The sequence below is a fragment of the Aeromonas sanarellii genome (assembly GCF_000820085.1).
In the GTDB taxonomy this organism is placed as follows: domain Bacteria; phylum Pseudomonadota; class Gammaproteobacteria; order Enterobacterales; family Aeromonadaceae; genus Aeromonas; species Aeromonas sanarellii.
Map to the genome: position 1 here is coordinate 1 of NZ_CDBN01000022.1, position 22,319 is coordinate 22,319.

General features: G+C 64.1%; 23 protein-coding genes. 6 read left to right on the forward strand and 17 right to left on the reverse strand.

Going from position 1 to position 22,319, the window contains the following annotated elements:
- Nucleotides 1–58: 58 nt before the first annotated feature.
- A complete protein-coding gene (aroC, locus tag BN1132_RS05070) occupies nt 59–1,147 on the reverse strand; it encodes a chorismate synthase (RefSeq protein WP_042075604.1) in 1,089 nt (362 codons plus the stop codon).
- A 16-nt stretch (nt 1,148–1,163) separates the two neighbouring features.
- Nucleotides 1,164–2,099 (reverse strand): 50S ribosomal protein L3 N(5)-glutamine methyltransferase, encoded by a 936-nt coding sequence (prmB, locus tag BN1132_RS05075; RefSeq protein WP_042075606.1) that lies wholly within the window; start codon nt 2,097–2,099, stop codon nt 1,164–1,166.
- 82 nt (nt 2,100–2,181) lie between these two features.
- Between prmB and smrB the strand changes: the two genes are divergently transcribed.
- Nucleotides 2,182–2,706, forward strand: coding sequence for an endonuclease SmrB (gene smrB / locus BN1132_RS05080; RefSeq protein ID WP_042075607.1), 525 nt, complete (start codon nt 2,182–2,184; stop codon nt 2,704–2,706).
- A 41-nt stretch (nt 2,707–2,747) separates the two neighbouring features.
- Here the strand turns inward: smrB and BN1132_RS05085 are convergent, their stop codons facing one another.
- The 7 genes from BN1132_RS05085 to BN1132_RS05115 all read right to left on the reverse strand — a co-directional run bounded on the left by BN1132_RS05085 (nt 2,748) and on the right by BN1132_RS05115 (nt 8,107).
- On the reverse strand, nt 2,748–3,158 hold the full coding sequence (locus tag BN1132_RS05085) for an SRPBCC family protein (RefSeq protein WP_042075608.1): 411 nt from the start codon (nt 3,156–3,158) through the stop codon (nt 2,748–2,750).
- A 124-nt stretch (nt 3,159–3,282) separates the two neighbouring features.
- On the reverse strand, nt 3,283–3,894 hold the full coding sequence (locus tag BN1132_RS05090; RefSeq protein WP_042075609.1) for a histidine phosphatase family protein: 612 nt from the start codon (nt 3,892–3,894) through the stop codon (nt 3,283–3,285).
- Between the two features lie 71 nt (nt 3,895–3,965).
- On the reverse strand, nt 3,966–4,175 hold the full coding sequence (locus BN1132_RS05095) for a DUF4287 domain-containing protein (protein ID WP_042075611.1): 210 nt from the start codon (nt 4,173–4,175) through the stop codon (nt 3,966–3,968).
- Nucleotides 4,176–4,204: 29 nt separating this feature from the next.
- Nucleotides 4,205–4,603 (reverse strand): GFA family protein, encoded by a 399-nt coding sequence (locus BN1132_RS05100; RefSeq protein WP_042075612.1) that lies wholly within the window; start codon nt 4,601–4,603, stop codon nt 4,205–4,207.
- Between the two features lie 174 nt (nt 4,604–4,777).
- On the reverse strand, nt 4,778–5,149 hold the full coding sequence (locus tag BN1132_RS05105) for a VOC family protein (protein WP_084202596.1): 372 nt from the start codon (nt 5,147–5,149) through the stop codon (nt 4,778–4,780).
- Nucleotides 5,150–5,271: 122 nt separating this feature from the next.
- Nucleotides 5,272–6,717, reverse strand: a complete 1,446-nt coding sequence (locus BN1132_RS05110) for a chitinase (protein ID WP_042075646.1) — start codon at nt 6,715–6,717, stop codon at nt 5,272–5,274.
- Between the two features lie 196 nt (nt 6,718–6,913).
- On the reverse strand, nt 6,914–8,107 hold the full coding sequence (locus BN1132_RS05115; protein WP_042075616.1) for a methyltransferase: 1,194 nt from the start codon (nt 8,105–8,107) through the stop codon (nt 6,914–6,916).
- 179 nt (nt 8,108–8,286) lie between these two features.
- On the opposite strand from BN1132_RS05115, the gene BN1132_RS05120 reads away from it, so the two are divergent.
- Nucleotides 8,287–8,865 carry a PhnA domain-containing protein gene (locus BN1132_RS05120; RefSeq protein ID WP_042075619.1) on the forward strand — a complete coding sequence of 193 codons (579 nt, stop codon included), beginning with the start codon at nt 8,287–8,289 and terminating at the stop codon, nt 8,863–8,865.
- A gap of 378 nt (nt 8,866–9,243) precedes the next feature.
- Here the strand turns inward: BN1132_RS05120 and BN1132_RS05125 are convergent, their stop codons facing one another.
- Complete coding sequence (locus BN1132_RS05125; RefSeq protein ID WP_042075621.1) at nt 9,244–10,110, reverse strand: PhzF family phenazine biosynthesis protein; 867 nt, start codon at nt 10,108–10,110, stop codon at nt 9,244–9,246.
- 238 nt (nt 10,111–10,348) lie between these two features.
- On the opposite strand from BN1132_RS05125, the gene BN1132_RS05130 reads away from it, so the two are divergent.
- Nucleotides 10,349–10,552: a hypothetical protein gene (locus tag BN1132_RS05130; RefSeq protein ID WP_042075622.1), complete on the forward strand. Its 204-nt coding sequence runs from the start codon at nt 10,349–10,351 to the stop codon at nt 10,550–10,552.
- 129 nt (nt 10,553–10,681) lie between these two features.
- Nucleotides 10,682–11,272, forward strand: coding sequence for a hypothetical protein (locus BN1132_RS05135; protein ID WP_042075624.1), 591 nt, complete (start codon nt 10,682–10,684; stop codon nt 11,270–11,272).
- A gap of 72 nt (nt 11,273–11,344) precedes the next feature.
- On the opposite strand, the gene BN1132_RS05140 is transcribed toward BN1132_RS05135, so the two are convergent.
- The 7 genes from BN1132_RS05140 to cmoM all read right to left on the reverse strand — a co-directional run bounded on the left by BN1132_RS05140 (nt 11,345) and on the right by cmoM (nt 20,478).
- On the reverse strand, nt 11,345–11,836 hold the full coding sequence (locus BN1132_RS05140) for a SixA phosphatase family protein (protein ID WP_042075627.1): 492 nt from the start codon (nt 11,834–11,836) through the stop codon (nt 11,345–11,347).
- A 51-nt stretch (nt 11,837–11,887) separates the two neighbouring features.
- The gene (locus tag BN1132_RS05145) at nt 11,888–12,361 is read right to left on the reverse strand and encodes a cupin domain-containing protein (protein WP_042075628.1); all 474 of its coding nucleotides are present in this window, start codon (nt 12,359–12,361) and stop codon (nt 11,888–11,890) included.
- 147 nt (nt 12,362–12,508) lie between these two features.
- Nucleotides 12,509–12,904, reverse strand: coding sequence for a septal ring lytic transglycosylase RlpA family protein (locus BN1132_RS05150; protein ID WP_167335700.1), 396 nt, complete (start codon nt 12,902–12,904; stop codon nt 12,509–12,511).
- 171 nt (nt 12,905–13,075) lie between these two features.
- The gene (gene mukB / locus BN1132_RS05155; protein ID WP_042075629.1) at nt 13,076–17,503 is read right to left on the reverse strand and encodes a chromosome partition protein MukB; all 4,428 of its coding nucleotides are present in this window, start codon (nt 17,501–17,503) and stop codon (nt 13,076–13,078) included.
- 45 nt (nt 17,504–17,548) lie between these two features.
- Nucleotides 17,549–18,286 (reverse strand): chromosome partition protein MukE, encoded by a 738-nt coding sequence (mukE, locus tag BN1132_RS05160; RefSeq protein ID WP_041997033.1) that lies wholly within the window; start codon nt 18,284–18,286, stop codon nt 17,549–17,551.
- Nucleotides 18,267–19,586: a chromosome partition protein MukF gene (gene mukF / locus BN1132_RS05165; RefSeq protein WP_042075631.1), complete on the reverse strand. Its 1,320-nt coding sequence runs from the start codon at nt 19,584–19,586 to the stop codon at nt 18,267–18,269. The genes mukE and mukF overlap by 20 nt, the downstream gene beginning before the upstream one ends.
- A gap of 115 nt (nt 19,587–19,701) precedes the next feature.
- The gene (cmoM, locus tag BN1132_RS05170) at nt 19,702–20,478 is read right to left on the reverse strand and encodes a tRNA uridine 5-oxyacetic acid(34) methyltransferase CmoM (protein ID WP_042075633.1); all 777 of its coding nucleotides are present in this window, start codon (nt 20,476–20,478) and stop codon (nt 19,702–19,704) included.
- Between the two features lie 97 nt (nt 20,479–20,575).
- Here cmoM and elyC point away from each other — a divergent pair, with 97 nt between their 5' ends.
- Together elyC and tpiA are read left to right on the forward strand one after the other, a co-directional pair.
- Nucleotides 20,576–21,346, forward strand: a complete 771-nt coding sequence (gene elyC / locus BN1132_RS05175) for an envelope biogenesis factor ElyC (protein ID WP_042075635.1) — start codon at nt 20,576–20,578, stop codon at nt 21,344–21,346.
- Between the two features lie 135 nt (nt 21,347–21,481).
- Nucleotides 21,482–22,237, forward strand: a complete 756-nt coding sequence (tpiA, locus tag BN1132_RS05180; RefSeq protein ID WP_042075636.1) for a triose-phosphate isomerase — start codon at nt 21,482–21,484, stop codon at nt 22,235–22,237.
- Nucleotides 22,238–22,319 lie beyond the last annotated feature (82 nt).

Consider the following 22,319-nt stretch of genomic DNA (forward strand, 5'->3'; position numbering starts at 1 on the left):
GGCGACCCTGGGGTCGCCTTGTCGTCTCTGGTGATCACTCACCCTGACCTCTGCGCGATCAGCGCAGCTGCGGGGTCTGGGTGTGCACGCCCTGGTTCTGGGCGCGGTGACGCAGCAGGTGATCCATCAGCACCAGGGCCAACATGGCCTCGGCGATGGGCACGGCACGGATGCCGACGCAGGGGTCGTGACGTCCCTTGGTGATCATCTCGGTGGCCTCGCCGCTGGTGGTGATGGTCTTGCCCGGCACCGTGATGCTGGAGGTGGGCTTGAGGGCCATGCTCACCACTATCTCCTGACCGGAGGAGATGCCGCCGAGGATGCCGCCCGCGTGATTGCTGGCAAAACCGCTCGGGGTCATCTCGTCCCGGTGCTCGGAGCCTTTTTGCTCCACCACCGCGAAGCCGTCACCGATCTCGACCCCCTTCACCGCATTGATGCCCATCATGGCGTGGGCAATGTCGGCGTCGAGGCGGTCGAACACCGGCTCACCCAGGCCGACCGGCACGTTGCGCGCCACCACGCACACCTTGGCCCCCACGCTGTTGCCCTCTTTCTTGAGGGCACGCATGTATTCATCCAGCGCCTCCAGCTTGCCCGCATCGGGGAAGAAGAAAGGGTTCTGCTCGATCTGGCTCTCGTCGAACCCTTCCGCCTTGATGGGGCCGAGCTGGGAGAGGAAGCCCACGATCTCGATGCCGTGCACCTGTTTCAGGTACTTCTTGGCGATGGCCCCCGCCGCGACCCGCATCGCGGTCTCACGGGCGGAGGAGCGGCCGCCGCCACGGTAATCGCGCTGGCCGTACTTCTGGTGATAGGTGTAGTCAGCGTGGCCCGGGCGGAACAGGTCCTTGATCTCGGAGTAGTCCTTGGAACGCTGATCGGTGTTCTCGATCAAGAGCCCGATGGAGGTACCCGTGGTCCTGCCCTCGAACACCCCGGAGAGGATCTTCACCTCGTCCGCCTCGCGGCGCTGGGTGGTGTAGCGGGAGGTGCCGGGCTTGCGCCTGTCCAGATCCCCCTGCAGATCCGCCTCGCTTATCTCGAGCCCCGGCGGGCAGCCGTCGACCACGGCGCCCAGCGCCAGGCCGTGGCTCTCGCCGAAGGTGGTGACCCGAAAGAGTTGGCCAAAACTGTTCCCTGACATGGATGCTCCTTGCTGCTTAGTTCTTGTAAATCGCGAAATGGGCCTGGTACTGCTCGAGCTCTGCGCGGGTCATCACGAAGACGCCGTGGCCGCCGTTCTCGAACTCGACCCAGGTGAAGGGCACCTCGGGGAACTGGGCTTCCAGGTGGATCATGCTGTTGCCCACCTCGACCACCAGCACGCCGTCATCCTTCAGAAAATCGGCGGCGTTGGCCAGGATGCGCTTGGTGAGCTTGAGACCATCTGAACCCGACGCCAGCGCCAGCTCCGGCTCGTGACGGAACTCCTCCGGCAGATCCGACATGTCCTCAGAATCCACGTAGGGCGGGTTGGAGACGATGAGATCGTACTTGTCACCCGCCGGCAGATCCCGGAACAGATCGGAGCGGATGGGGATGACCTGCTGCTCCAGCCCGTGATCGTTGATGTTGCGCTCGGCCACGTTGAGGGCATCGACGCTGATGTCGATGGCATCCACTTCCGCGTGGGGGAACTCGTGGGCCATGATGATGGCGATGCAGCCGGAGCCGGTGCACAAGTCCATGATCCGGGTCGGCTCTTCTTTCAGGAAGGGGGCGAAGCGGTTGGCCACCAGCTCGGCGATGGGGGAGCGCGGAATGAGCACCCGCTCGTCCACGTAGAACTCCCAACCGGCGTACCAGGCCTTGTTGGTCAGGTAGGGGGCGGGAATGCGCTCCTGCACCCGGCGGATGATGAGCTCGGCGATGCGGTGACGCTCGCTGGTGGTCAGGCGGGAGTGGCGCATGGCGGGATCCACGTCCGGCGGCAGATGCAACGCGGGCAGCACCAGTTGCACGGCCTCATCCCAGGCGTTGTCGGTACCATGTCCGTAGAAGATCCCGGCGTCGTTGAAACGACTCATGGCCCAGCGCAACATGTCCTGGATGGTGTGCATCTCGGCAACCACCTCATCGATAAATATCTTGTCCAAATCCACCTCCAAGTCGAGTAATATCCGGCCCGAGCACCCACTGTATAGCGGGCAAGACGCATCTCTAAAAAACGAGTCTCTGATGAAAAAAACGCCCTCCCCCACAGACGAGGAAAGCCTGCTGTTTCGCGATGCGGTCAAAGGTACCCGGAAAATTAGGCAAGATACCATAAGGGCCGAGTTGCGCCCGGTCAAGCAGAAACGCGAAGTGCGGGAAAGCCGCGAAAAGCTTGGGGTTGACCACTTTTTCAGCGACGAGTACCAGCCCCATCTCGAGGCGGACGGACCGACCCGTTACGTGCGCGACGACGTGTCAAAATTCGAGCTGAAAAAGCTCAAGCGCGGCAGCTATCCGCCGGAAATTTACCTCGACTTGCACGGCATGACCCAGCACCAGGCCAAGCAGGAGCTGGCGGCCCTGCTGACCCTGTGCCAAAAGGAGAACATTCACGTCGCCTCGGTGATGCATGGCATCGGCAAGCACATCCTCAAGCAGCGCATCCCGAGCTGGCTGGCCCAGCACCCCAATGTGCGCGCCTTCCATCAGGCCCCCCGCGAGTGGGGCGGCGAGAGCGCCATCCTGGTGCTGCTGGATGTCGAAGAGTAAAGGCCGCATCAGCCCCCATCCACCGGATCGAAAAGCGCGCCTCAGGGCGCGCTTTCCATATGCCGCTTGAAGTGGTCGAGTATGCTCTGCCAGCCGGCCCGCTGCTGCTCGCCGCTGTGCAGGGACTCGGCATCGAACGCCTCCTCCACCCGGGTACCGCCCCGCTCTTCCACGAACCGCACGCTCACTGCGCGGCCATCGTCCATGACGTAGCCGAGCCCCGTCGGCGCCGTGACCTCGGTGAAGGTGCCCTCGAAGTCGAACCCCATGCTGCCATCCCTGGCCGCCATGTGGTGACAGAAGCGCCCACCCACCCGCAGATCCACCCGGCTGCTGGGGCAGTGCCACTCGGGGGAGGCGGCGTTCCACGCCATGATGCTGGCGGGGGTGTTCCAGCCCTGCCACACGGCGTCAATCGGCCGCGCGACCCAGACGCTGATGCTTATCTTCATCTCACACTCCTGTGCAAAAGGCCTGACCGGCGCTCCGGCCAGCGGTCACTTTCTCTTGCAATACAAAGCCGGCCCCCTGATCTCATCGGTAAGGCGCCAGCTGAACGACTCGGCTATGCCTTAGTCAATAGCGAAGCTCATCCTGCCCTGTGGGACGATGGTAAAATATCGGTGGTTGATCCGAGTCCAGCTTGACCACCAATCTGCCGCCGTTATGCAACTGCCACTCGAAGAAGTCGTCAAAACCTGCTCTCGTGAGGGCGCGGATCACCTTGGCCACCACCCCGTGTGCCACCAGCAATACCCGCTCACCAGAGTAGTCATGCACCAACTCGGCCAAGCCCTGGGAAATCCGCACTATCACCGCATCCAGCGACTCACCGCCAGGCGGCCCCTCAGCCCAACGTCGGGTGATGTTGCGCGCCCACAACTCGGGGTATCGATCCCTCGCCTCTGTCTGAGTCAGCCCCTCGAACAGCCCCACATGGCGCTCACGAAATGCAGGAACCGTTTTGATAGGCAGATCCAGTGCCAAGGAGATCCGCAGCGCGCTCTGCCTCGCCCGTAACAAAGGGGAGGTCAACAAACGCTGAAACGGCACCTCTCTGGCAAGATCCTGGGCCAGCGCTGCCACCAGCTCCCACCCGATCTCGTTAAGCCCGATATCCAGTGCTCCCAGATAGCGTCCCTCGGCGTTGGCCTGAGTCTGTCCATGGCGGATCACCACCAGTTCCATCTTTGATCCTTGCTTCATCAGCCGTGGTCGACAGCCCTGACACCCGAAAGCGATCAGGGCCGAGACGGGGTTCAGTCCTGCGCCAAAAAATGGGCCACCAGGGCATTGGCATGACCGTGCCCCATGGCATGCTCGGCCTTGAGCCAGGCCACCAGGGCCATGTGTTTGCGCTCCTCCCGCCCCGCCAGCAGGGTCAGCCAGTGAGCGATCGGCTGGCCGTATTTCTGCTCGATGGCGGGAAAATAGGAGGCAGGCCCCCTCACCTTCTGTTGTTCATCCATGATGGCTTCTCCTCGGGGTAACCACAGGCTCAGGGTTTGGGAGCGTACTGCTCGAACACCTGCTGCCCTGTCAGGGTCGGGGTGTCGTTCTTGAGCGCATAAAAATCGGGTTTCTCGTCGATAAAGATCTGCCCGGTAAGCTCGAACACCTGTTCCTGAAACAGCCCGGCACAGAGGATGTACTCGTCCGTCGGCAGCAGATGGTAAAAAAGATGGGTGCCACAGGTGGGACAGAAGCCGCGCTCCGCCCACTCGGACGAGCGGTAGGCCACCGGGGCGATCCCGGTGAAGCGCACTTCCTTGCCGCCGTGTACCGCAAACATGGGTCCGCCGGACCAGCGCCGGCACATGGTGCAGTGACAGAGGTTGACCTCCTTGTGATCGCCGCTCGAGACGGTGATCCCGCCACACAGACAATGACCTTCCATGATGCCTCCTAAGAGTTGGGGCGGCAGACGGAGCCAAGACTATCCTGGCTCCTTGCCGCACCCGATGAAGTAGCACGCAAACCAGGAAGGGGCAACTGACCATCTTGAGGACCGTCACCAGGCTCAAGGCGGGGAATGGTCCCATCCCGTTCATGGCACCATGCCTCTGATGAGTCAGGTTCGCCCCATCTCCTGCAAGGCGATGCGGTTGCCCTCGCAATCCCTGAATTCCGCCACCCGGATCTGTTCGCTCACCCGGGTCACGGGGTAGAGACACTCCCCACCCAACTGCAACGCCCGCCCCAGGGTCCGCTCGATGTCAGTCACCTGCAGATAGATCCGGGTGCCATCCAGGCTCGGCACATAGCTCTCCCCTTTCGCCAGAGCGCCGGAGCAGCCCGCCGTGCCACTTTCCAGGGGAAAGAGCGCCATCTCGTTGCCATCGATCTCGACCGGCTCCAGAGCAAGGTCGAAGACCGCTTCGTAGAAGAGGATGGCCCGCGCCATCTCCTGCACCGGGATTTCAAAATGGATGGCGATGTTCATGGTCATCCTCCCTCGGTGTGAACCCGCACTCTATCAGTTCCAAAAGAGGCACAGCAAGCCAGCGCGGCGATCAACAAGGGAGGCGCGCGGCCTCCCCGGGGTGCTTGCTCTTGTACTGACTCTCAGGTCACCGGTGCCCAGGGATCCCCCTTGCCCGGCTCGTTGCCCTGGGTCCACCACTTGGCCTGATAGATGACGCCCTTGTGGCTCACCTTGTTGCCCGCGGTGTAGACCTTGCCGGCCTCCCAGGCAGGCACCCCGTCCACCGGCGGCGTGCCGGGATCGACCGGTGCCGGATCCAGCTGTGCCACCACACGGACCTTGGGCCAGCTGGCGTGGGAGCCGTAGAAGTTGGTCACGCACTTCTCGTAGTCCCCCGGCACCAGGGCCGAATAGGCTGTCTGGTACCCCACCAGATCGCACTCGAAGGAGTAGCCGCCCGGCCTGTCCGGGTAGTATTTCCAGTTGCCATCCCAGTTGGTGTAGAGCACGTCGGTGGCGCCGTTGAGGTTGAGGCTGCCATAGGGGGTCTGCTGCCAGCAGGTGTTCTTCTCGTCCGGGAGCAGCGGGATCCCGTAGTGGGCCGCCAGCCCTTCCCAGTAGCGGATGCGGTTGACCGGCTGGCCCTTGTCCCTGTTCTGCTCGCCGCACTCGATGCCGCCGTTGATGATGTTGATGGTGGTGCCAAAGCCGTAGCCGATGCCCGCCGCCAGCTCACGCTGAGAGGGCACCCAGGTGCGGTCGATCACGTGCAGCATGGCGGGCTTGGGGGCCTGCGGGGTCAGGAAGAACCAGATGGCGGAGGCGAGGTTGAGCCAGGAGTCCGCCACCAGGCCGGGGTTGTTCAGCAGCACGGTGGCGTCGCCGTCGAACATGGCCTCGGAGAAGGCGCCGTAGTTGAAGTGGTAGGAGAGCTGCTTGGCACCGCGACCGAAGTACCCCTGGCCGGTGCTGCAGGGCCATTTCCTGTTCTGCCAGTCACTCTGGCCGCACCCCGTGGTGTAGCCAGTCTGCCCTTCCGACCAACCCATCTCCCGCACGTGCACCAGCGCCTGCTGCCACTCCTCCAGCCCCAGGGGGTTGTCGGAGACATTTTCCCTGGCGATGTGGCCGCCGGTCTCCTGGGCAAAGTGGGCGAAGGCGGTGACGATGGACTTCTTGCAGATGGCGTCGGCATTGCGCCCGTCCGTGTAGTCGCCGCAGAAGGCGGGGAACTTGCCCACCGCCCGCAGGAAGCGCTCGTAGGTGTACTCCGGGGCGACCATCTGGGTCAGGAACTCCCAATCCGATTCGGTGAAGACCCGCTCGACTCGCTTGACGTTGTCCGGGTTGCCGGGGGCTCGCGCCACTATGGCCTCCACCACCGTATTGGGCCGGGTGGCCAGAGCCTTGGCCCAGAGCCCGTACATGGGGTTGGCAGTCTTCACCTGGGCCGCACTGGCGAGATCGGCGGCGGCGATCACATAGCCGCCGCTGTTCTGGGGATCAGGCTGGATTGTCATGGCGCTCTGGCCGGGCAGCGCCCAGACGAGGGCAACCAGGCAGGCGGTGCGCGTGAGCATGAACATGGGTAAGCATCCTTGTCTTGAAAATGTCAGGGCGAGCATAGGCATCCGCACAACTAAATTCACGGCAAGAATTAAGAATTTGGCGAAATTGTGAGCCATGCCACCCTGCACTCAGATGGCGCTCGTTTAGCAGGGATATCCAGCCCCGGCCCATGGTCTTGTTGGCGCAGCCGCCAGCGCAGGTCAGGGGTCTTGCTCAGACACCGCCGGCGCGCACCGCCCGGATCAGCAGGTTGCGCGGGGTCATGGGTTTGGGGCAGAAGGTACCCACTTCCACCTGGTAGCCCTGCTCCTCGAGGAAGAGGGCGCGATCGAGCAGCAGCCAGACTTCGAGGGGGCGGCGAAACAGGTGGCGCACCAGCTCCATGCGGGCGACATCGCCAAAACGTCGCTCCCCCTGTGCCAGGAAGGCGGCGTAGTCGAGCCCCGTCGGCAACCTTATCCCCTTGCGCTCGGCGGCCCAGTGGCAGAAGGCCTCGAAGCCCCCCGCCAGCAGGCTCTTTTGCAGGTTGGGCACCGGCAGGTACTCATCCACCCCGCGTACCCGGCGCTGCAGGCAGTCGAAGGCGAGGCGCCACACCACCTCCTGCTCCCGCAATCGGGCGATGCGGGCGCCGCCGGTCACCGTCTCCTGCAGCGGCAGCTTCAGGTCGCTCTTGCCAAGGCGCAGGGCGCTGGCCCTGGCGGCCCGGGAGAGGGGCGCGTAGCGCTCTCCCCTGATGAGGTGGTAACAACAAGGGGAGAGAGTCACCCCCTGGGCGCGCCCCTCGGCCACCCGCGTCAGCAGATGGGTGTGCAGATCGCCGCAGGCATGGAGCGCCATGGCGTGATGGTGCGGGGCGATGAGCCCCCCGGACTCGGCGGCGAAGGCGTCCGCCTCCACGAATTGCATGCTGGCGCCGTCGCGCGCGGCGAGCCGTCGCCCCTCCTCGCAGAGCCCCCCCTGCCACTCCAGGCTCAGGATGTCGGCGCCACGGTGTAGCGACACCAGGCGCCCCAGATGCCCCTTGCCGGCGCACCACTCCAGATAGGGGCCCTGGTGAGGGGGCAGACAGCCGGTGAAGGCCTCTATCTGCGCCTGCTTGCGCCCCGGCATGTACATCGCCATGGCCCTGGCGCACTGGACGGGTTCGGGGACGAAGTCGGCGAGTTCGCTCAGGGCCTGCAACTCGGCCCCCGCCGGGATCCAGGGGGCGAGCAGGGTGCAGAGCGCGTCCATGTCGCCATCGAGGCGCGCTATCTCCTCCAGGCTCAGCGCCTCCAGGCACTCGGCAAGAGCTGGCACCTCTCGGGCAAAGGCGAGCCCCAGGTGGTGATAGGGCTGGTATTGCCACCAGCGTCGCTCGTCGGTGAGCAAGCAGTCCAGTTGTCGAAAACGGTGGGCCAGCACGGTGAACCTGTCCTTTGGCGCAAAAAGGGAGGCTTATTCTAGCGATCTGCCGTCAAAAAGCACTCGCCCGTGGGTCTCCGGTAGCCTGACAAAAAGCAGGGATTTGTGCTATATTCCGCCCCCTCATTCGCGCAGCCCGCCACGGCGGGCCGCTTTACCCCTATAAACGGAACCCAATCATGACCATCAATGCCATCCTGCAAGCCCGTGCAAACGCCAAATGCGAGCTGTGTGGCGCAGAACATGCGCTGACTGCCTTCCCGGTGCCGCACTCCCCCGCCAGCGACGACGACCACAGCGTGGCGCTCTGCGACACCTGCCGCGGCCAGCTGGAGCAGCCGGACACCACGGAGGTGAACCACTGGCGCTGCCTGGGTGACAGCATGTGGAGCCAGGTGCCGGCGGTGCAGGTGATGGCCTGGCGCCAGTTGAAGGCCCTCGCCGCCCGGGGCGAGCTCTGGGCCCAGGACATGCTGGACATGATGTACATGGAAGAAGAGGTCAAGGCCTGGGCAGAAGCCGGCATGGCGAGCGACGATGACGACAGCGTGCCGACCGTAGACTCCAACGGCGCCGTGCTGGTCGAAGGGGACTCCGTCACCCTGATCAAGGATCTGGACGTCAAGGGCGCGGGCTTCACCGCCAAGCGCGGCACCCTGGTCAAGGGCATTCGCCTGACCAACAACCCGCTGCACATCGAGGGCAAGGTGAACGGCATGCAGATCGTGCTGGTGGCCGCCTACCTGAAGAAGGCCTGATAGCCCCAGCCTGCCAAAAGCGCCCCCAGGGGCGCTTTTTTGTTGCCCCCTGCGGGCGAAAATGGAATGGCGCGACCGGAAAACTGGGCTATCCTGCAAACCAGTTCCGCGGTATGCCCCCTCCCCTGGCTGCCAGTGTGTCAATGGAGAGGGCCTTCCCGGCACGCATGGAGAGACCCCGGGCACCATGATCCCCATGACGCCCAAGACACCAAGGAGCAGCCCCATGGCCAGCAAGAAAGAGATCAAGAAGCAGATCGCCGCCCGCCAGGCGAAGATTGCCAAGCACGAAGGCAAGATCAAGAAGCTGAAAAAAGCCCTGAAATAGGGGCTGCGCAATGAAAAAACCGCCATCAGGCGGTTTTTTCATTGCAAGGGCTACATCAGACGGGCCCGGCCAGAGACCCGGATCCCGCTGCCGGGCTCGGCCGGGATCTCGGCATGGAGCCGTGACGGCATGCCCATCTCCTCCCCCTGCCGGATCTCGATGGCCCCGCCGTGGGGCCAGTGGAGATCCCGCAGATAGCCGGCGAAGGCGGCGGCCGCGGCGCCCGTGGCCGGATCCTCGTAGACGCCGCCATAGGCGAAGGGATTGCGGACATGGAACAGCCTATCCCCTTGCACATGGACCAGCAGTATGGTCACCAGCCCCTCCCGGCGCATCAGCAGCCGCCCCTGGGCCAGCTCATACTTCATAGCCGCCAGTGCCGAGCGCTCCTTGAGCGCCAGCACCAGGTGGTCGGCGCCGCCGTGGATGAGTGCAGGAGGAAGGCGGGGATCCAGATCCGCCGCCTCGTAGCCAAACAGCGCCAGAGCCTCGCGCATCAGATCGGCGGGCGCCGGCCGGCTGCGGGTCGGCGGTGATTGCAGCGCCGCCTGCCACAGCCCCGCGTCGTCCTGCCAGCCGGTTACCCTGATCTGGCTCTGGCTGAGGCAGAGTTCATGCTCCCCGGCCCCCACGCGGCGGGCCAGCGCCACCCCGAGGGCGATGGTGGCGTGGCCGCAGAAGGGCACTTCGGCCTCGGGGGAGAAGTAGCGCACCCGCCATCGGCGCATTCCCTCCCCTGGCGCCCCGGCCAGCGGGGCGGCGAAGGCGGTCTCCGAAAATCCCACCTCGGCGGCGATCCGCTGCATCGCCTCCGGCGCGGGCAGGTCATCCCCTATCCAGACACCGGCGGGGTTACCCCCCTGCTCCCCCTCGGAAAAGGCGGCGATCCGTACCAGCTCGGTGGCGAGTGTGGTCATGGTGACTCCTTGTCTCTCATCTCTCGTACTCAGGGTGATCCTGCGTGCATCCTGGCGGGCCAGCCCCGCACGTCAGGGATTGAAGGCCAGCTTACCCATAAAAGGGGCGGACGCACAGGGCCTGGAGGCGCGCTAGGGTATTCTGCAGCAGCGGTGCCGCTTGGGCGCCGCGGACCCCGGGCGTCGGGGCTAGAGTTGTACTGATGTGTCCGGATATGAGCCTGCAGTGGAGCGCCATATGTATTCCTACACCCTCACCTTCCGGGAGGAGGCCGACAAGCTGACCGCCCCCGAGCACGAGATCCGCCTGCAAAGCCCGGCCCAGGCCGGCGATTTCCTCATCCTCTCCGACGGCAGCCGCCATCAGGTGATGTTCGTCACTCACCGCGCCCACTACAGCAGCCTCTACCTCGACAAGGGCGTGCGCATTCCCCAAAGCTGAGTGCGCGGTGTCATGCGCCGAGCCGCCCTGCTATCGTGAGAGACGGTCGCGCACTCGCCATTGCCGACCCATACGCGTTGCCGCCAGGGGGCGGCGCGCCTGAATGCCCCACCTCCCGAGGAATTGACCATGTTCAGACATGCCGCTCTCGCCCTGACCCTCTCCCTGCTGGGCAGCGCCCAGGTTCAGGCCATCAACGCCAAATACGCCGAGCAACTCGAACGCTCAGGCTGTACCCAGGTCACCGAAGCCCAGGGCTGCGATATTCACAAGAGCAAGGAGGAAAACGCCAGGGCAGGATTTGGCACCGCCGCACCGGCCGCCGAAGGCGGATTGAACATGAGCTATGAGCAGAAGCTGGCGCGCTCAGGCTGTACCCAGGTGAGCGAACTCAATGGCTGTGACATCAACAAGACCAGGGCCGAGAACGAGGCCGCCGGGTTTGGCACCGCCCCCGCAGCGGCCAGCGCCAGCCCCTATGCCGGCAACTGGGTCGCCACCTTCCCCGAAACGGGAGCCACCGTGGCCAGCATCCGCATCGACGACCGGGATAGGGTCTGGGTCAACGACAAGCAGGTCAAGGCCAGGAAATCCGACGGCGCCCTGGTGTTCGAGGACGGCATGGTCACCTATCGCATCCAGGGGGATCGCCGCCTCAAGGGGGAAGATGGCTGGGTCGACAAGGACGCAGGAACCAAGGGACCCATCGCGGCCAGATAGGCTCCCCTTGCTGTTTGATCTGTCGTCATGCTTGCGGGCCCGTCGGCCCGCGGGAGGCAGCGCTGCGGCCCCCTACCCCTGTTTCGGATAGTCAAGCACCGCCGTCACCGGCTTGCGGGACGGGACGCTAGACCAGGAGGGGGCATCGAAGGTGAAGCGGGCGACGGCGCAGGTCGGCATCCGGACGATCCCGCGGGAGAAGCCGTGGGCCAGAGCGGTGAACTCGGGGTCATGCCCCACGAGCAGCACGCTCATAAGCTCGTCCGCAAGCTCGCCCATCACCCCGAGGAGGGTCTCGACATCGCTCTCGTAGAGGCGATCGTCGATGGCTATCTTGCCCACCGGATAGCCCAGCTCATGGGCGAGCAGCCGGGCCGTCGACAGCGCCCGGCAGGCCGGGCTCGAGAGGATGAGATCTGGCCTCACCCCCTCCCTTGCCAGGCGCCCCCCCATCAGGGGGGCATCGCGCAGCCCCCGTGCGGCCAGGGGGCGCTCCCGATCCGCCAGGCTGACCTGCTCCCAGCTCGACTTTCCATGGCGCACCAGGATCAACGTTCTCTTCATCTGCCCTTCCTCACTTGTCGGGCTGCGACCGTCAGCCCGCCGAATCCATGCTCAATAAGGCGAGCCATCTTTATGTCGGGCAGACCAGGCGCCATCGGCACCCTGCATCAGGGCCAGATCGTCGTCCGGGTACTCGACGGTGTCGCCTGGCAGCCTGTCCCCCACTTCGAGATAGACGGCGTCCACCTCCCCGTGATTGAGCAGCTGGTGGGCCAGTCCGCTGCCCCCCTTGAAACCGATGCACTCCCCCGGCGACATTTGGTACTCCTCCTCCCCGTGGCGCAGGGTGGGCGTGCCCGAGAGCACATAGACGAACTCATCCTGCCTGCCGTGATGGTGCTTGAGCGCCGAGATGGCGCCTGGCGCCAGGGTCGTCAGGTTGACCCCGAAGTTGGCAAGGCCGAAATGATCCCCGAGTTTGCGCTTGGTGCGGTGCTTGACCAGGGTGGCAAAGGGCTCCGGATAGAGGGACTTTGCCGTGTTCTCGGGAATTGCCGTTGCCTGAATGGGCCTCTTGCCAGCCATGTTTTGACCCTCCTTGTGGATGCTCTCTTAGTTATACCCCGAACCTTGACCCCGGATCTTGGCGGCGAAACACGGGCAAGGAGTAGAAGGGCTAGTCAGCAGTCCTGGGCACTTGCCACAGGCGCAGACTGAGGCCCCTGCCACCCCCTAGATCACCTCGAGCCTGACCTTGATAAGGCCGGATCTTGTGTTGCCTATGCGGCTGAAGGCCGCCCTGGAGAGATCGATGATGCGCCCCCTGGCGAAGTTGCCCCTGTCGTTGACCCGCACCACCACGCTCTTGCCGTTGGCGAGGTTGGTCACCCTCACCATGGTACCGAAGGGCAGCGTCATGTGGGCGGCGGTGCTGGCACTGCTGTTGTATCGCTCGCCGCTCGCCGTCTTCTTGTTGTGATAGCGATCGGCATAGTAGGAGGCGAGCCCCGTCTGGGTATAGCCACGCCAGCTGCCGTCCGATCCGCCACTCACGTCCGGCTGACTGCTGCAGGCCGCCAGCAAAAAGCCGAGGGGCAACAGCAGCCCTCTTTGCACCATGATCCTCATCATCGACTTCCTCGACCCGTTATGAGATATCGCGTTTGCCCCGCCCGGCTTTCATGGCCAGGCGGGCGCCCGCGAACAGGGGCCTACTCTCTCATATTTCCCATGGAAAACGGGAGGCCCAGGCCTCCCGTTTTGCGTATCGCTCCGTCAGCCCCTGTCAGGGGATCCCCCTCAGGCGATAAGCTTGTCGTCGGCAAAGCCGAAGCCGCGCAGACCCACCACGTGCACATGCTCGTGCTTACCCTGCACCTTGCGGATGAGCTTGTAGGTGGTGCCCTTCTCGGGGCTGATGTTCTCCGGCGCCGCGATGAGGAGCTGCATGTCCTGGCGTTCGCACAGCTCGAACAGGGTGGCGATGGATTTGCCATCCAGGCGCGCCGCCTCGTCCAGGAACAAGAGACGGCAGGGGGCGATGTCCTTGCCGCGCAGGCGGCGGGACTCCTCCTCCCAGCTGATCAGCACCATGAGCAGGATGGCCTGACCGGTACCGATCGCCTCGCCGGTGGAGAGCGCGCCGCTCTCGGCCCGCAGCCAGCCATCGGCCCCGCGCTGCACCTCGATCTCCAGCTCCAGGTAGTTGCGATAGTCGAGCAGCACGTCCCCCATCACCTGGTAGTTGCGCTCCCCCTGCTCCACTTGCGGGTTCAGGCGCTGGAACAGCTTGGCCATGGCCTCGGAGAAGCTGAGCTCCTTGTCGGCGAACAGATCGTTGTGCATGGCGCTCTGATCGGCGAGCGCCGTGAGCAGACGGGTGTGGGCCTCGCGGATATTGACGTTGAGGCGCACCCCGCGCACCAGGCCGAAGGCGATGTTCTGCAGGCCCTGGTTCAGCACCCGGATGCGGTTCTGCTCGCGGCGGATGATGTTGGTGATCTTGGCCGCCACCTCGTGAGAGGAGAGGGAGAGATGGGTTTCCCGCTGCTTGAGCTCGTCGGCCAGACGGGCCAGCTCGATCTCCATCTCCTCGATGGCCTCCACCGGATCGTCCGAGCGGATGATGTCGTTGCGGATGCGATCCTTGAGGTAACGGTAGACCTGCACGTAGAAGGCGACCTTCTGCTCGGTGTTGCGATTGCCTTCGGACAGACGCAGCGCATCGCGCAGGGCCTCGTCGTGGGCCACCGCCACTCGCAGGGCCCCGAGGGCCTTGTCCGACATGGAGCGCAGCTCGTCGCTGTCAAGATAGGCCAGCTCGCGCTTGTTGAGGCGCTTCTCGACGTCGGTCTCCCGCGCCAGACGCACCACCCGCGACCAGCTCGCCTTGTGACCCACCAGGGATTTGCGGGCGCCGTAGTAATCCTTGCCCTCCAGCTTGAGGCGGCCGCCGAGGGATTCGATCTCGCGCTTGCACACCTGCAACTGGGCCTCGGCGCTGGTGCGACGGGTCCGGGTGCGGATAAGCAGCTCCTCGATCTCCTTCTTGTGGGCGCGGGCCTTCTCTTCCATGTCGTCCGACAGGGTGAGCCCCATGGCTCCCAGCTCCTGCTCGAACTCCGCCAGGGTCTGGCCCTTGGCCGAGGCGCTGGAATCGAGCGCGGTGCGCAGCTGCAGCGCCTCGGTGTGGCGCTGGGTGATCTGCTTGTGCTGCTCACCGGCGGTGCGGGCGGCAAGCTCGGCCGCTTTCAGCTTCTCTTTGAGCCGCTCGCTCATCTCGGAGGCCTTGCCGAGCAGGTCTTGCGCGTCCTGATAGGCAAAGTGCGGCAGACGGGCCACCAGCTGATCGAGGGCATAGCAGCGGCGCTTCTGCTCGGCCAGCAGGTAGCTCACCTCATCATAGGCCGCCTGCAGGGCGGCCAGATCCTGGGGATCCTGACGCAGCACCTGCACCTGGGTTTCCAGCTTCTCGAGCGCCTTGCCGTGTCTGGCGATAAAGGCTTCGGCTGTGTTAAGGGCCTCCACATCGGCACGGGCCGCCTCGAGGCGGGCCGCCAGCTCTTTCTCGGCAAACAGGTGGGCGAAGGGCAGCATCCCCTGCACCAGCTGGATATGGCGAGTCAGCTGGGCGGCGGCCGCCTTGGCCTCGGCCAGCTGCTTGTTGCACTCGGCTATGGTTTCTTGCAGCTTGCGCTGCTCGTGCTGTTTGGCCTGCACTTCGGCTTCGGGGTCCGGGCGGAAGGCGATATCCAGATGCTGGCCGATAAAGTCGCGGAAGTGACCGTAGAGGCGGTGGTACTTCTGCTGTTCGAAGGCGGCCTTGGCGTAACCCTCGACCAGGTTTTCCCGCTCGAGCTCCAGCTGTTCAATCCGTTTTTCCCGGGCGGCGCGACCAAAGAGCGGCAGCTCGGGGTAACGGGAGAAGCGCACCTGACGCTTGCTGGTGCGCACCAGCACGGCGTCCCCCAACTCGTCGGCCTCGACCAGATCCTCGTCAAAGGAGTCGGGGTTACCCTGGATGAGGTAGATATCTTCCGGGCAATCTTCCAGCTTTTTCAGCCGCTCGATGGCGCCTTCGAGGTCGAGCACCACCAGGGCGCTGCGAGCCGGGCCGTAGAGCGCGGAGTAGTAAGGGGCATCGTCGATGGAGATGTCGTCGTAGACGTCGGAGAGCAGCACGCCCCCCACCTGCTCGGCGATGCGGGCCAGACGCGGGTCGGCCTCGCCGGCCCCCAGCTGCAGGTTGCGAATTTGCAGCTCCAGCGCCTGTTTCTGGCCCTGAATGTGGTTGCTCTCCTGCTCGAACTCCCGCTCCTTGTCGAGCACGCTCTGCATGCCGGCCGAGAGCGCCTCGGCAGTGGCGAGCGGCAATCCGCTCTGCTCGCGCAGCTGCTCGAGTTTTTCAAAGGATTTCAGCCAGCGCGGAGCCAGCTTGGTGAGCTCTGCGATATCGCGGCCGAGCTGGGTGCCCTGATGCTCGAGGCTGGCGCGGCGCTGGTTGACTTCCGCCTGCTGCTCACTCAGCTCCTCCTGACGGGTGCGCTGGGCTTCGAGGAAGATCTCCAGCTCATCGCTGCTGGCAATGTGCTGACCAGACGCCTGGGCCAGCTCGTCTCGCAGCCGCAAGAGGGTCTTCTGGCTCTCACTCTCTTTCTCGAGGCGAGCCAGCGCGGCGCGCTGCCCCTGCCCCTGGGCAATGCGGGCCTTGTCCTCGATATGGCGCTTGAGCAGCCCCTGCGCCGTGGGCCAGGCGGCCTCGCGCACGGTGTCGGGGGCGATGCTCAAAAGCAGCGCCAGGGCCGCTTCGTGCTCGGCCACCGCCGCCTTGGCCAGCGCCAGCTGCTGCTCGGCCCCCAGCACCCGGCTGGTGAGGCTCTGCTCGGCGGCGCGGAACTGGTGCAGGGTGTCGCTCGCCTGTTCGGCGGTCAGCCCCGGCAGCTCGCACTGCTCGCGGGCAGTCTCCAACGCCTGCACCGCCTGGCGGTACTGGATGGCGCGGGTCTGCTGGATATCCAGCGCCTGCTGGTAGTCGGCCAGCTGGGTCTTGAGGCTGTCCACCTCGGCCTGGGCCAGCTCCTTGCGCTCCTCCACCTCCAGCAACTGGCCGTGGATCTCTTCCACCACCGCCTGCTGCTGCTCCAGCTTGTCCACCAGCTCCGCCAGATCGGCGCGATAGAGGGCAATCTTCTTTTGTAGGGCCACGGCCGCCATCACCTTGGCCAGGTGTTCGGCGGCGGACTCCAGCTCGTCGGTCAGGAGCTTCTCGCGGTTGGTGAGCTGATCCACCTCGTCGGCCAGATAGATGGCGCGCTGCTTCTCTTCCGCCAGCAGGCGGCGCTTGCCCGCGAGCTCGGACCTGGCCTTGAGGGCCAGCTCGGAGAGGCGGTTCTTCTCGGCGGCGCCCCGCACATACTCAGCCGCCACATAGTGGGTGGTCTCGGTGATGAGGTTCTTGAACAGATCCCGCTGTCCCTGGGTCTCCTTGATCGCTTCCAGGGTGCGGCGGTTCTCGTAGATGGCCGCCTCCATGTCCTGGAACGCCTTGCGCACCCCGGAGTTTTCCGGTAGCAGGTATTCCCGCAGGGAGCGGCTGATGGACGAGGAGATGCCGCCGTAGAGGGAGGCTTCGATCAGGCGATAGAACTTGCCGCGATCCTTTTGATCCCGCAGTTTCTTCGGGGTGATGCCGAACTCGAACATGAAGTTGTGATAATCGGTCACCGTATTGAACTTGGCGACCTTGATGGCGCCGAGCTCCGCTGCCGCCCCCTTCAGATCGGCGAAGGCACGTACCCGGCCCTTGCCGTCGTCGAGCTTCTCCAGCAGCAGATCCGTGGGCGCCAGGTGCTCGGGCACATCCACCAGGGCGAACGGGGTGATGTTGACCTTGTTGTCCCGGTTGGCCACCTGTTCGAGGTGGACGCCGACCCAGATCCGCTGCTCGCGGCTGTTCATCACTTCCAGCAGCGAATAGCAGTGGCCGCGCTGCAGCTTGCCGTAGAGCCCCTTGTCGCGGGACGCGCTGGAGGAGCCCGCCTCCGTGGTGTTACGGAAATGGAGCAGTGACTGGTCGGGAATGAGGGCCGCGATAAAGGCCGCCATGGTGGTGGACTTGCCCGCGCCGTTGCCGCCGGACAGGGTCGTGACCAGCTGGTCGAGATCGAAGGTGCGGGCGAAGAAGCCGTTCCAGTTGACCATGGTCAGGGATTTGAATTTGCCTCTCACGCCACACTCTCCATCAAACCGGCAGACACCATCAGTGCCGGCACATTAACGTTGCAGATCATCTTCCACCTCCAGCTCCAGCTGCTCTTCGTCCAGATCCTCTTCGATATCCTCGAACAGGGAATCGCTGCTCGGCATCTCGTCGTCGTGGAAGATGGCCTCCCCTTCCTGGATCATCCGCAGCTGCACCGCGCGGGGATCCTCGTCGGAACGCACATCGGCGGCGAAGCGGAACACGGATTCGTTGACCCTGAACTTGTCGCTGTTGCCAAGGGGGGTGATCATCCCGAGGCGCTTGAGGCGACGCATGGAGGTGCGGATCTTCTCGAGGAGTTTCTTCTTGTCCAGATCCGTGCCGCCGGAGCGGCTGTTGACCATGCGCAGCAGTTGCTTCTCGTCCGCCAGACCCAGCACCTCTTCTTGCAGCTCGCTCATGGCGAACACCCCTTCCGAGGCGAGACGGTCCGGGCTCAGGAACAGGTAGCAGAGCACCTTGCCCACCAGCATATCGAGCTCAGATAACACTGTTGTTCCGATGTCGGCGCTCGGGCGCGGACGCAGATAGAAGAAGCCTTCCGGCGCCTTGATGAGTTCCACCTGATAGCGGCCGTAGAAGATCTCCAGCTCCTGGTGGTACTCCACCAGGGCCGAGTGCTGCTCGAATTCGTCGGCACTGATGTGGCGACCGGAGCGCAGGGCGGTATCGATGCGCGGAAACAAGGGGTTGGCGATGGCCTCTGCGAGGCGCAGGGGCAAGGGGAATTCAGTATTGATCGATGACATAGGCCTGAACCTTGGATCCAGCTTGGTTGATGGGTTTCCATGCGGGTTGGCGGTGGTGCTCGCGCTCACCGCTGGCATGGCCGAGACGCACGGCCTGATCGATCAGGAGGCGCGCCACGTCGAAGTGGGCATGGGCCGGGTAGTCCAGCAGGTATTCCCGCAGCACGTCGGCAAGATCCAGCCGATCTCCCTGCTCGGGGTAGCGGGCCAGGTAGCGCTCGATGCGCTCCGCCAGCTCCTGGTTGATGTCCACCATCTCCACGTACTCCATCTCGAGGGGCACCTCGCCGGTCACCTCCTCGTCGTGGATGGCGATGGTTTCATCCCGCAGCTCCAGCAAACGGGGCTCTTCGGCCACCCGCAACAACCAGCTGTGCTGCTCGAAGTTGCGGATGGATTCGCGCAGCCGCTGGCTGAAGGCGCGGTTCTTGTCCATGTCGATGGCGTTGCGGATGAACTTGTGGACGTGCCTGTCGTAGCGGGACCAGAGCTCGATGCACTGCTGGCCCCAGGCGGTGATGACGTCCAGACGCCCCTGCAGGGCGTGGGTCAGCTCCTCGACGTGGAACAGATCCTCACGCCCCTGGGCCGCTTCCTGAATGTTGAGCAGCCCCGCCTGCAGGCGGTGGCCGGCGGCGTCCAGGGTGTCCTGCAACTCGCGCAGGGTCTGGCCGGTCTCGTGCAGGAGCTTCTCGCAGCTGTGGATGGCATCGACCCAGTTCTGGGTCAGCAGGGCCGCGATCTCGCTCTTGACCTGGTTCTGCTGCTCGTCCATGGCGCGCTGGGTAAGATCGATGCGCCCCAGCGTCTCCTCCAGGGAGAAGGTGAGCCGTGGCAGCACCTCGGCATCCCACTGCTCCCGGGTGTTGGTCTCGAGCGCCGCCTTGCGGGCGGTGTCGAGCTCGGCGGCCAGGTGCTCGAGCAGGATGGAGAGCTTGATGGAGTCCACCTGGCGGCTCTCCAGGAAGAAGTCGACGATGCTCATGCCAAGGCGCGACAGGCGGTAGAGGCTCTCCCCCGCCACCATGTCGGTGGTGAAACGCGACAGCAGTTGCTGGCGAATGAGATCGTTGATGGCGTTGTTGGCGCGACCGGTGAGGGTCTCGTCCATCTGGCCGAAGGCACTGCTCACATAGCCGAAAGCGTCGTGCAGCGCGGCCTCGGAGAGATCAGACTCGTCCTCGGACAGCGTCTTGATCGCGATCAGAAAGGCCAGCCTGTCGGTGGGGAGGTTCAGGGACAACCCCTCCTGTCTGACCCATCCCACCGTCTCTGGCAGGGTACGGGATGTACTCATCATGACGTTATCATCTCGTTGTTATAGTCGGCGGGTCACTCGCCCGCCGTGGTGATATAGGCCGGGGTCGGTGGCGCCCCGGCGGCTGGATCCCGCATCGTATTCACGCCGGTGTGTCTCAACCGGCCGGTTTCTGGGCCATCACATGGATGTAGCGCCCAAGGGAGACAAAAGGTTCCTGACGGCAATATTGCTGCTCCATGGCGAGCAGATCCTCGAACTTCTCGTGCTGATCCTGCTTGTGGCGCATGTAGTCGTGGATGACGCGCACCCCCGTCTTGCCGATGATCCGCAATCCCCCCCGGCCTATCCAGTCGTAGACCTGCTCCGGCAACTGGGGGTTGGTGGGCGTCAGGGCGGTCTGGCGTTTCTTGCGAAGGCCCAGGCGCACATAGTCGAAATTGCCTACCACCAGGCTCTGGAACAGGAGGCCGTGACGATTGTAAAAAAGCAGCGACAGTATGCCCCCTGGCTTGACGAAAGGGAACAGACCCAGCAAGGTCTGGCGCGGCTCGGCGAGCCACTCCAGCACCGCGTGACAGAGCACCAGATCGAAGGTGCCGGTCAGGTGCTGCCTGAGATCCTGAATGGGGCAATGGATGAGACGAATTCTGTCTTCCAGCCCCTTCTGGGCGATCTGCTCCCGGGCCAGATCCAGCATCTCTGCCGAGAGATCGCACAGCTCCACCTGATGGCCCATGGCCGCCAGCTTCTGGGCAAAATAGCCAAAGCCGCCGCCGGCATCCAGGATGCGAAGGGGCCGGTTGCCCAGGCGCGCCAGGCAGGCTTCGATGTCGCTCCAGACAATGGTGGTGCGAATGCGCCCCTTGGTGGAGTCGTAAATGTTGCGTGCGAACTTGTCCGCACGCCCGTCAAAACTCTGATCTTGCTTCAAGACACACTCAACTCTTGGCCACAGGATTGGGCCAGACCAAAAAGAGGGGTATTCTGTCACATCCCGAATTTGCTGAAAACTCAAGGAAGTGTCTGCCGTGTTCGAGCTTAAAAAGTGGCTGGGTCATCTGTTGATGCCGCTCCCCTTCTCTCTCTCCTTGTTGGTGCTGGCGCTCGTGCTGCTCTGGTTCACCCGCTTTCAAAAAAGCGGCAGGCTGCTGGCGACCCTCTCCTTGGTGATCATCGCCCTGATGGGGACCCGGCCGGTGAGCTATGAACTGGCCCGCAGCCTGGAGCAGACCTATCCGCCGTTCGAGGTGAGCCAGCATCCGGACATCCAGGCCATCGTCGTGCTCGGCAACGGCCATGTGAGCGATCCGGCGGTGCCCGAGCGCTCCTGGCAGAACAACATCTCCCTGGCTCGCACCCTGGAGGGGGTGCGCCTCGCCCAGGCCTATCCAGGAGCCGAGCTGGTCTTCTCCGGTTATGTTTCCGGGGATCCGCTCTCCAATGCCGAGGTCAACGCCCGCATGGCCGAGACGCTCGGCATCCCCCGCGCCCGGATGACGTTGTTTGAAAACAACAAAGACACCCACGACGAGGCGGTCAGCATCGCCCGCCACCTCAAGGGCAAGCGGGTGGTCCTGGTGAGCTCTGCCACCCATTTGCCCCGGGCCATGGCCCTGTATCGCGGTCAGGGACTCGATGCGGTGCCGGCTCCCACGGACTACACCGCCAAGCAGAGTCAGGAGCCGCAACCCCTCTACAGCTACCTGCCGAAGGGGCGTTATCTGATGTATTCCGAGGCTGCCATTCACGAGTGGATTGGGGTATGGTGGGCCCGTTTGCGGGGGCAGGTCACCGAGTGAGCAATCGCGCCTTGCATTCCTGATTTGGATCAGGAAAGCGAAAAAAAATTACGTCATTTGCCGCCGGGTCAGCTATCTTGGGCTCGGTTCAATTCATATAATGTTGCGCAATCAAATGCCTAGGAGATATAGAAGATGAGACAGCACCTGGTAATGGGTAACTGGAAACTGAACGGCACCAAGGCTTCTGTAGAAGCCCTGATCAAAGGACTGACCCCGGCCGCTGCCGCTCATCCGTCCGTGCAAGTGGCCGTCTGCCCGCCGGTTATCTTTTTGGGTCTGGTTGAACAGCTGACTGCCGGCAGCAAGATCGCCTACGGTGCCCAGAACGCCGACGTCCACGAGTCCGGCGCCTTCACCGGCGAAAACGCCCCCTCCATGCTCAAAGCCTTCGGTTGCACCTACTCCCTGGTAGGTCACAGCGAGCGTCGTACCCTGCACGCAGAGACCGACGACGTGGTGGCAGCCAAGTACGAAGCCATCCAGAAGGGCGGCCTGATCCCGGTTCTGTGCATCGGTGAAACCCTGGCCCAGTTCGAAGCCGGCACCACCAACCAGGTGGTCGAGACCCAGCTCAAGGCCGTGATCGATCGCTGCGGCATCGCCTCCTTTGCCAACGCCGTCATCGCCTACGAGCCGGTCTGGGCCATCGGCACCGGCAAGACTGCCACCCCGGAAATCGCACAGGCCGTGCACGCTCACATCCGCCAGTACCTGGCCGGTTTTGATGCAAACGTGGCTGCCAAGGTACAGATCCTGTACGGCGGCTCCGTGACCGGTGCCACCGCTGCCGATCTGTTCGGTCAGCCGGACATCGACGGCGGCCTGGTGGGTGGCGCGTCCCTGAAGGTGGACGACTTCTCCCAGATCATCGCTGGCGCCGCCAAGTAAGCGGCCAGGAGAGAGGGGCCCCGCCCCTCTCTGCATATCGCTTTCCTATGGACCCTTCGCCATAGGAAAGCCGATATAGTAA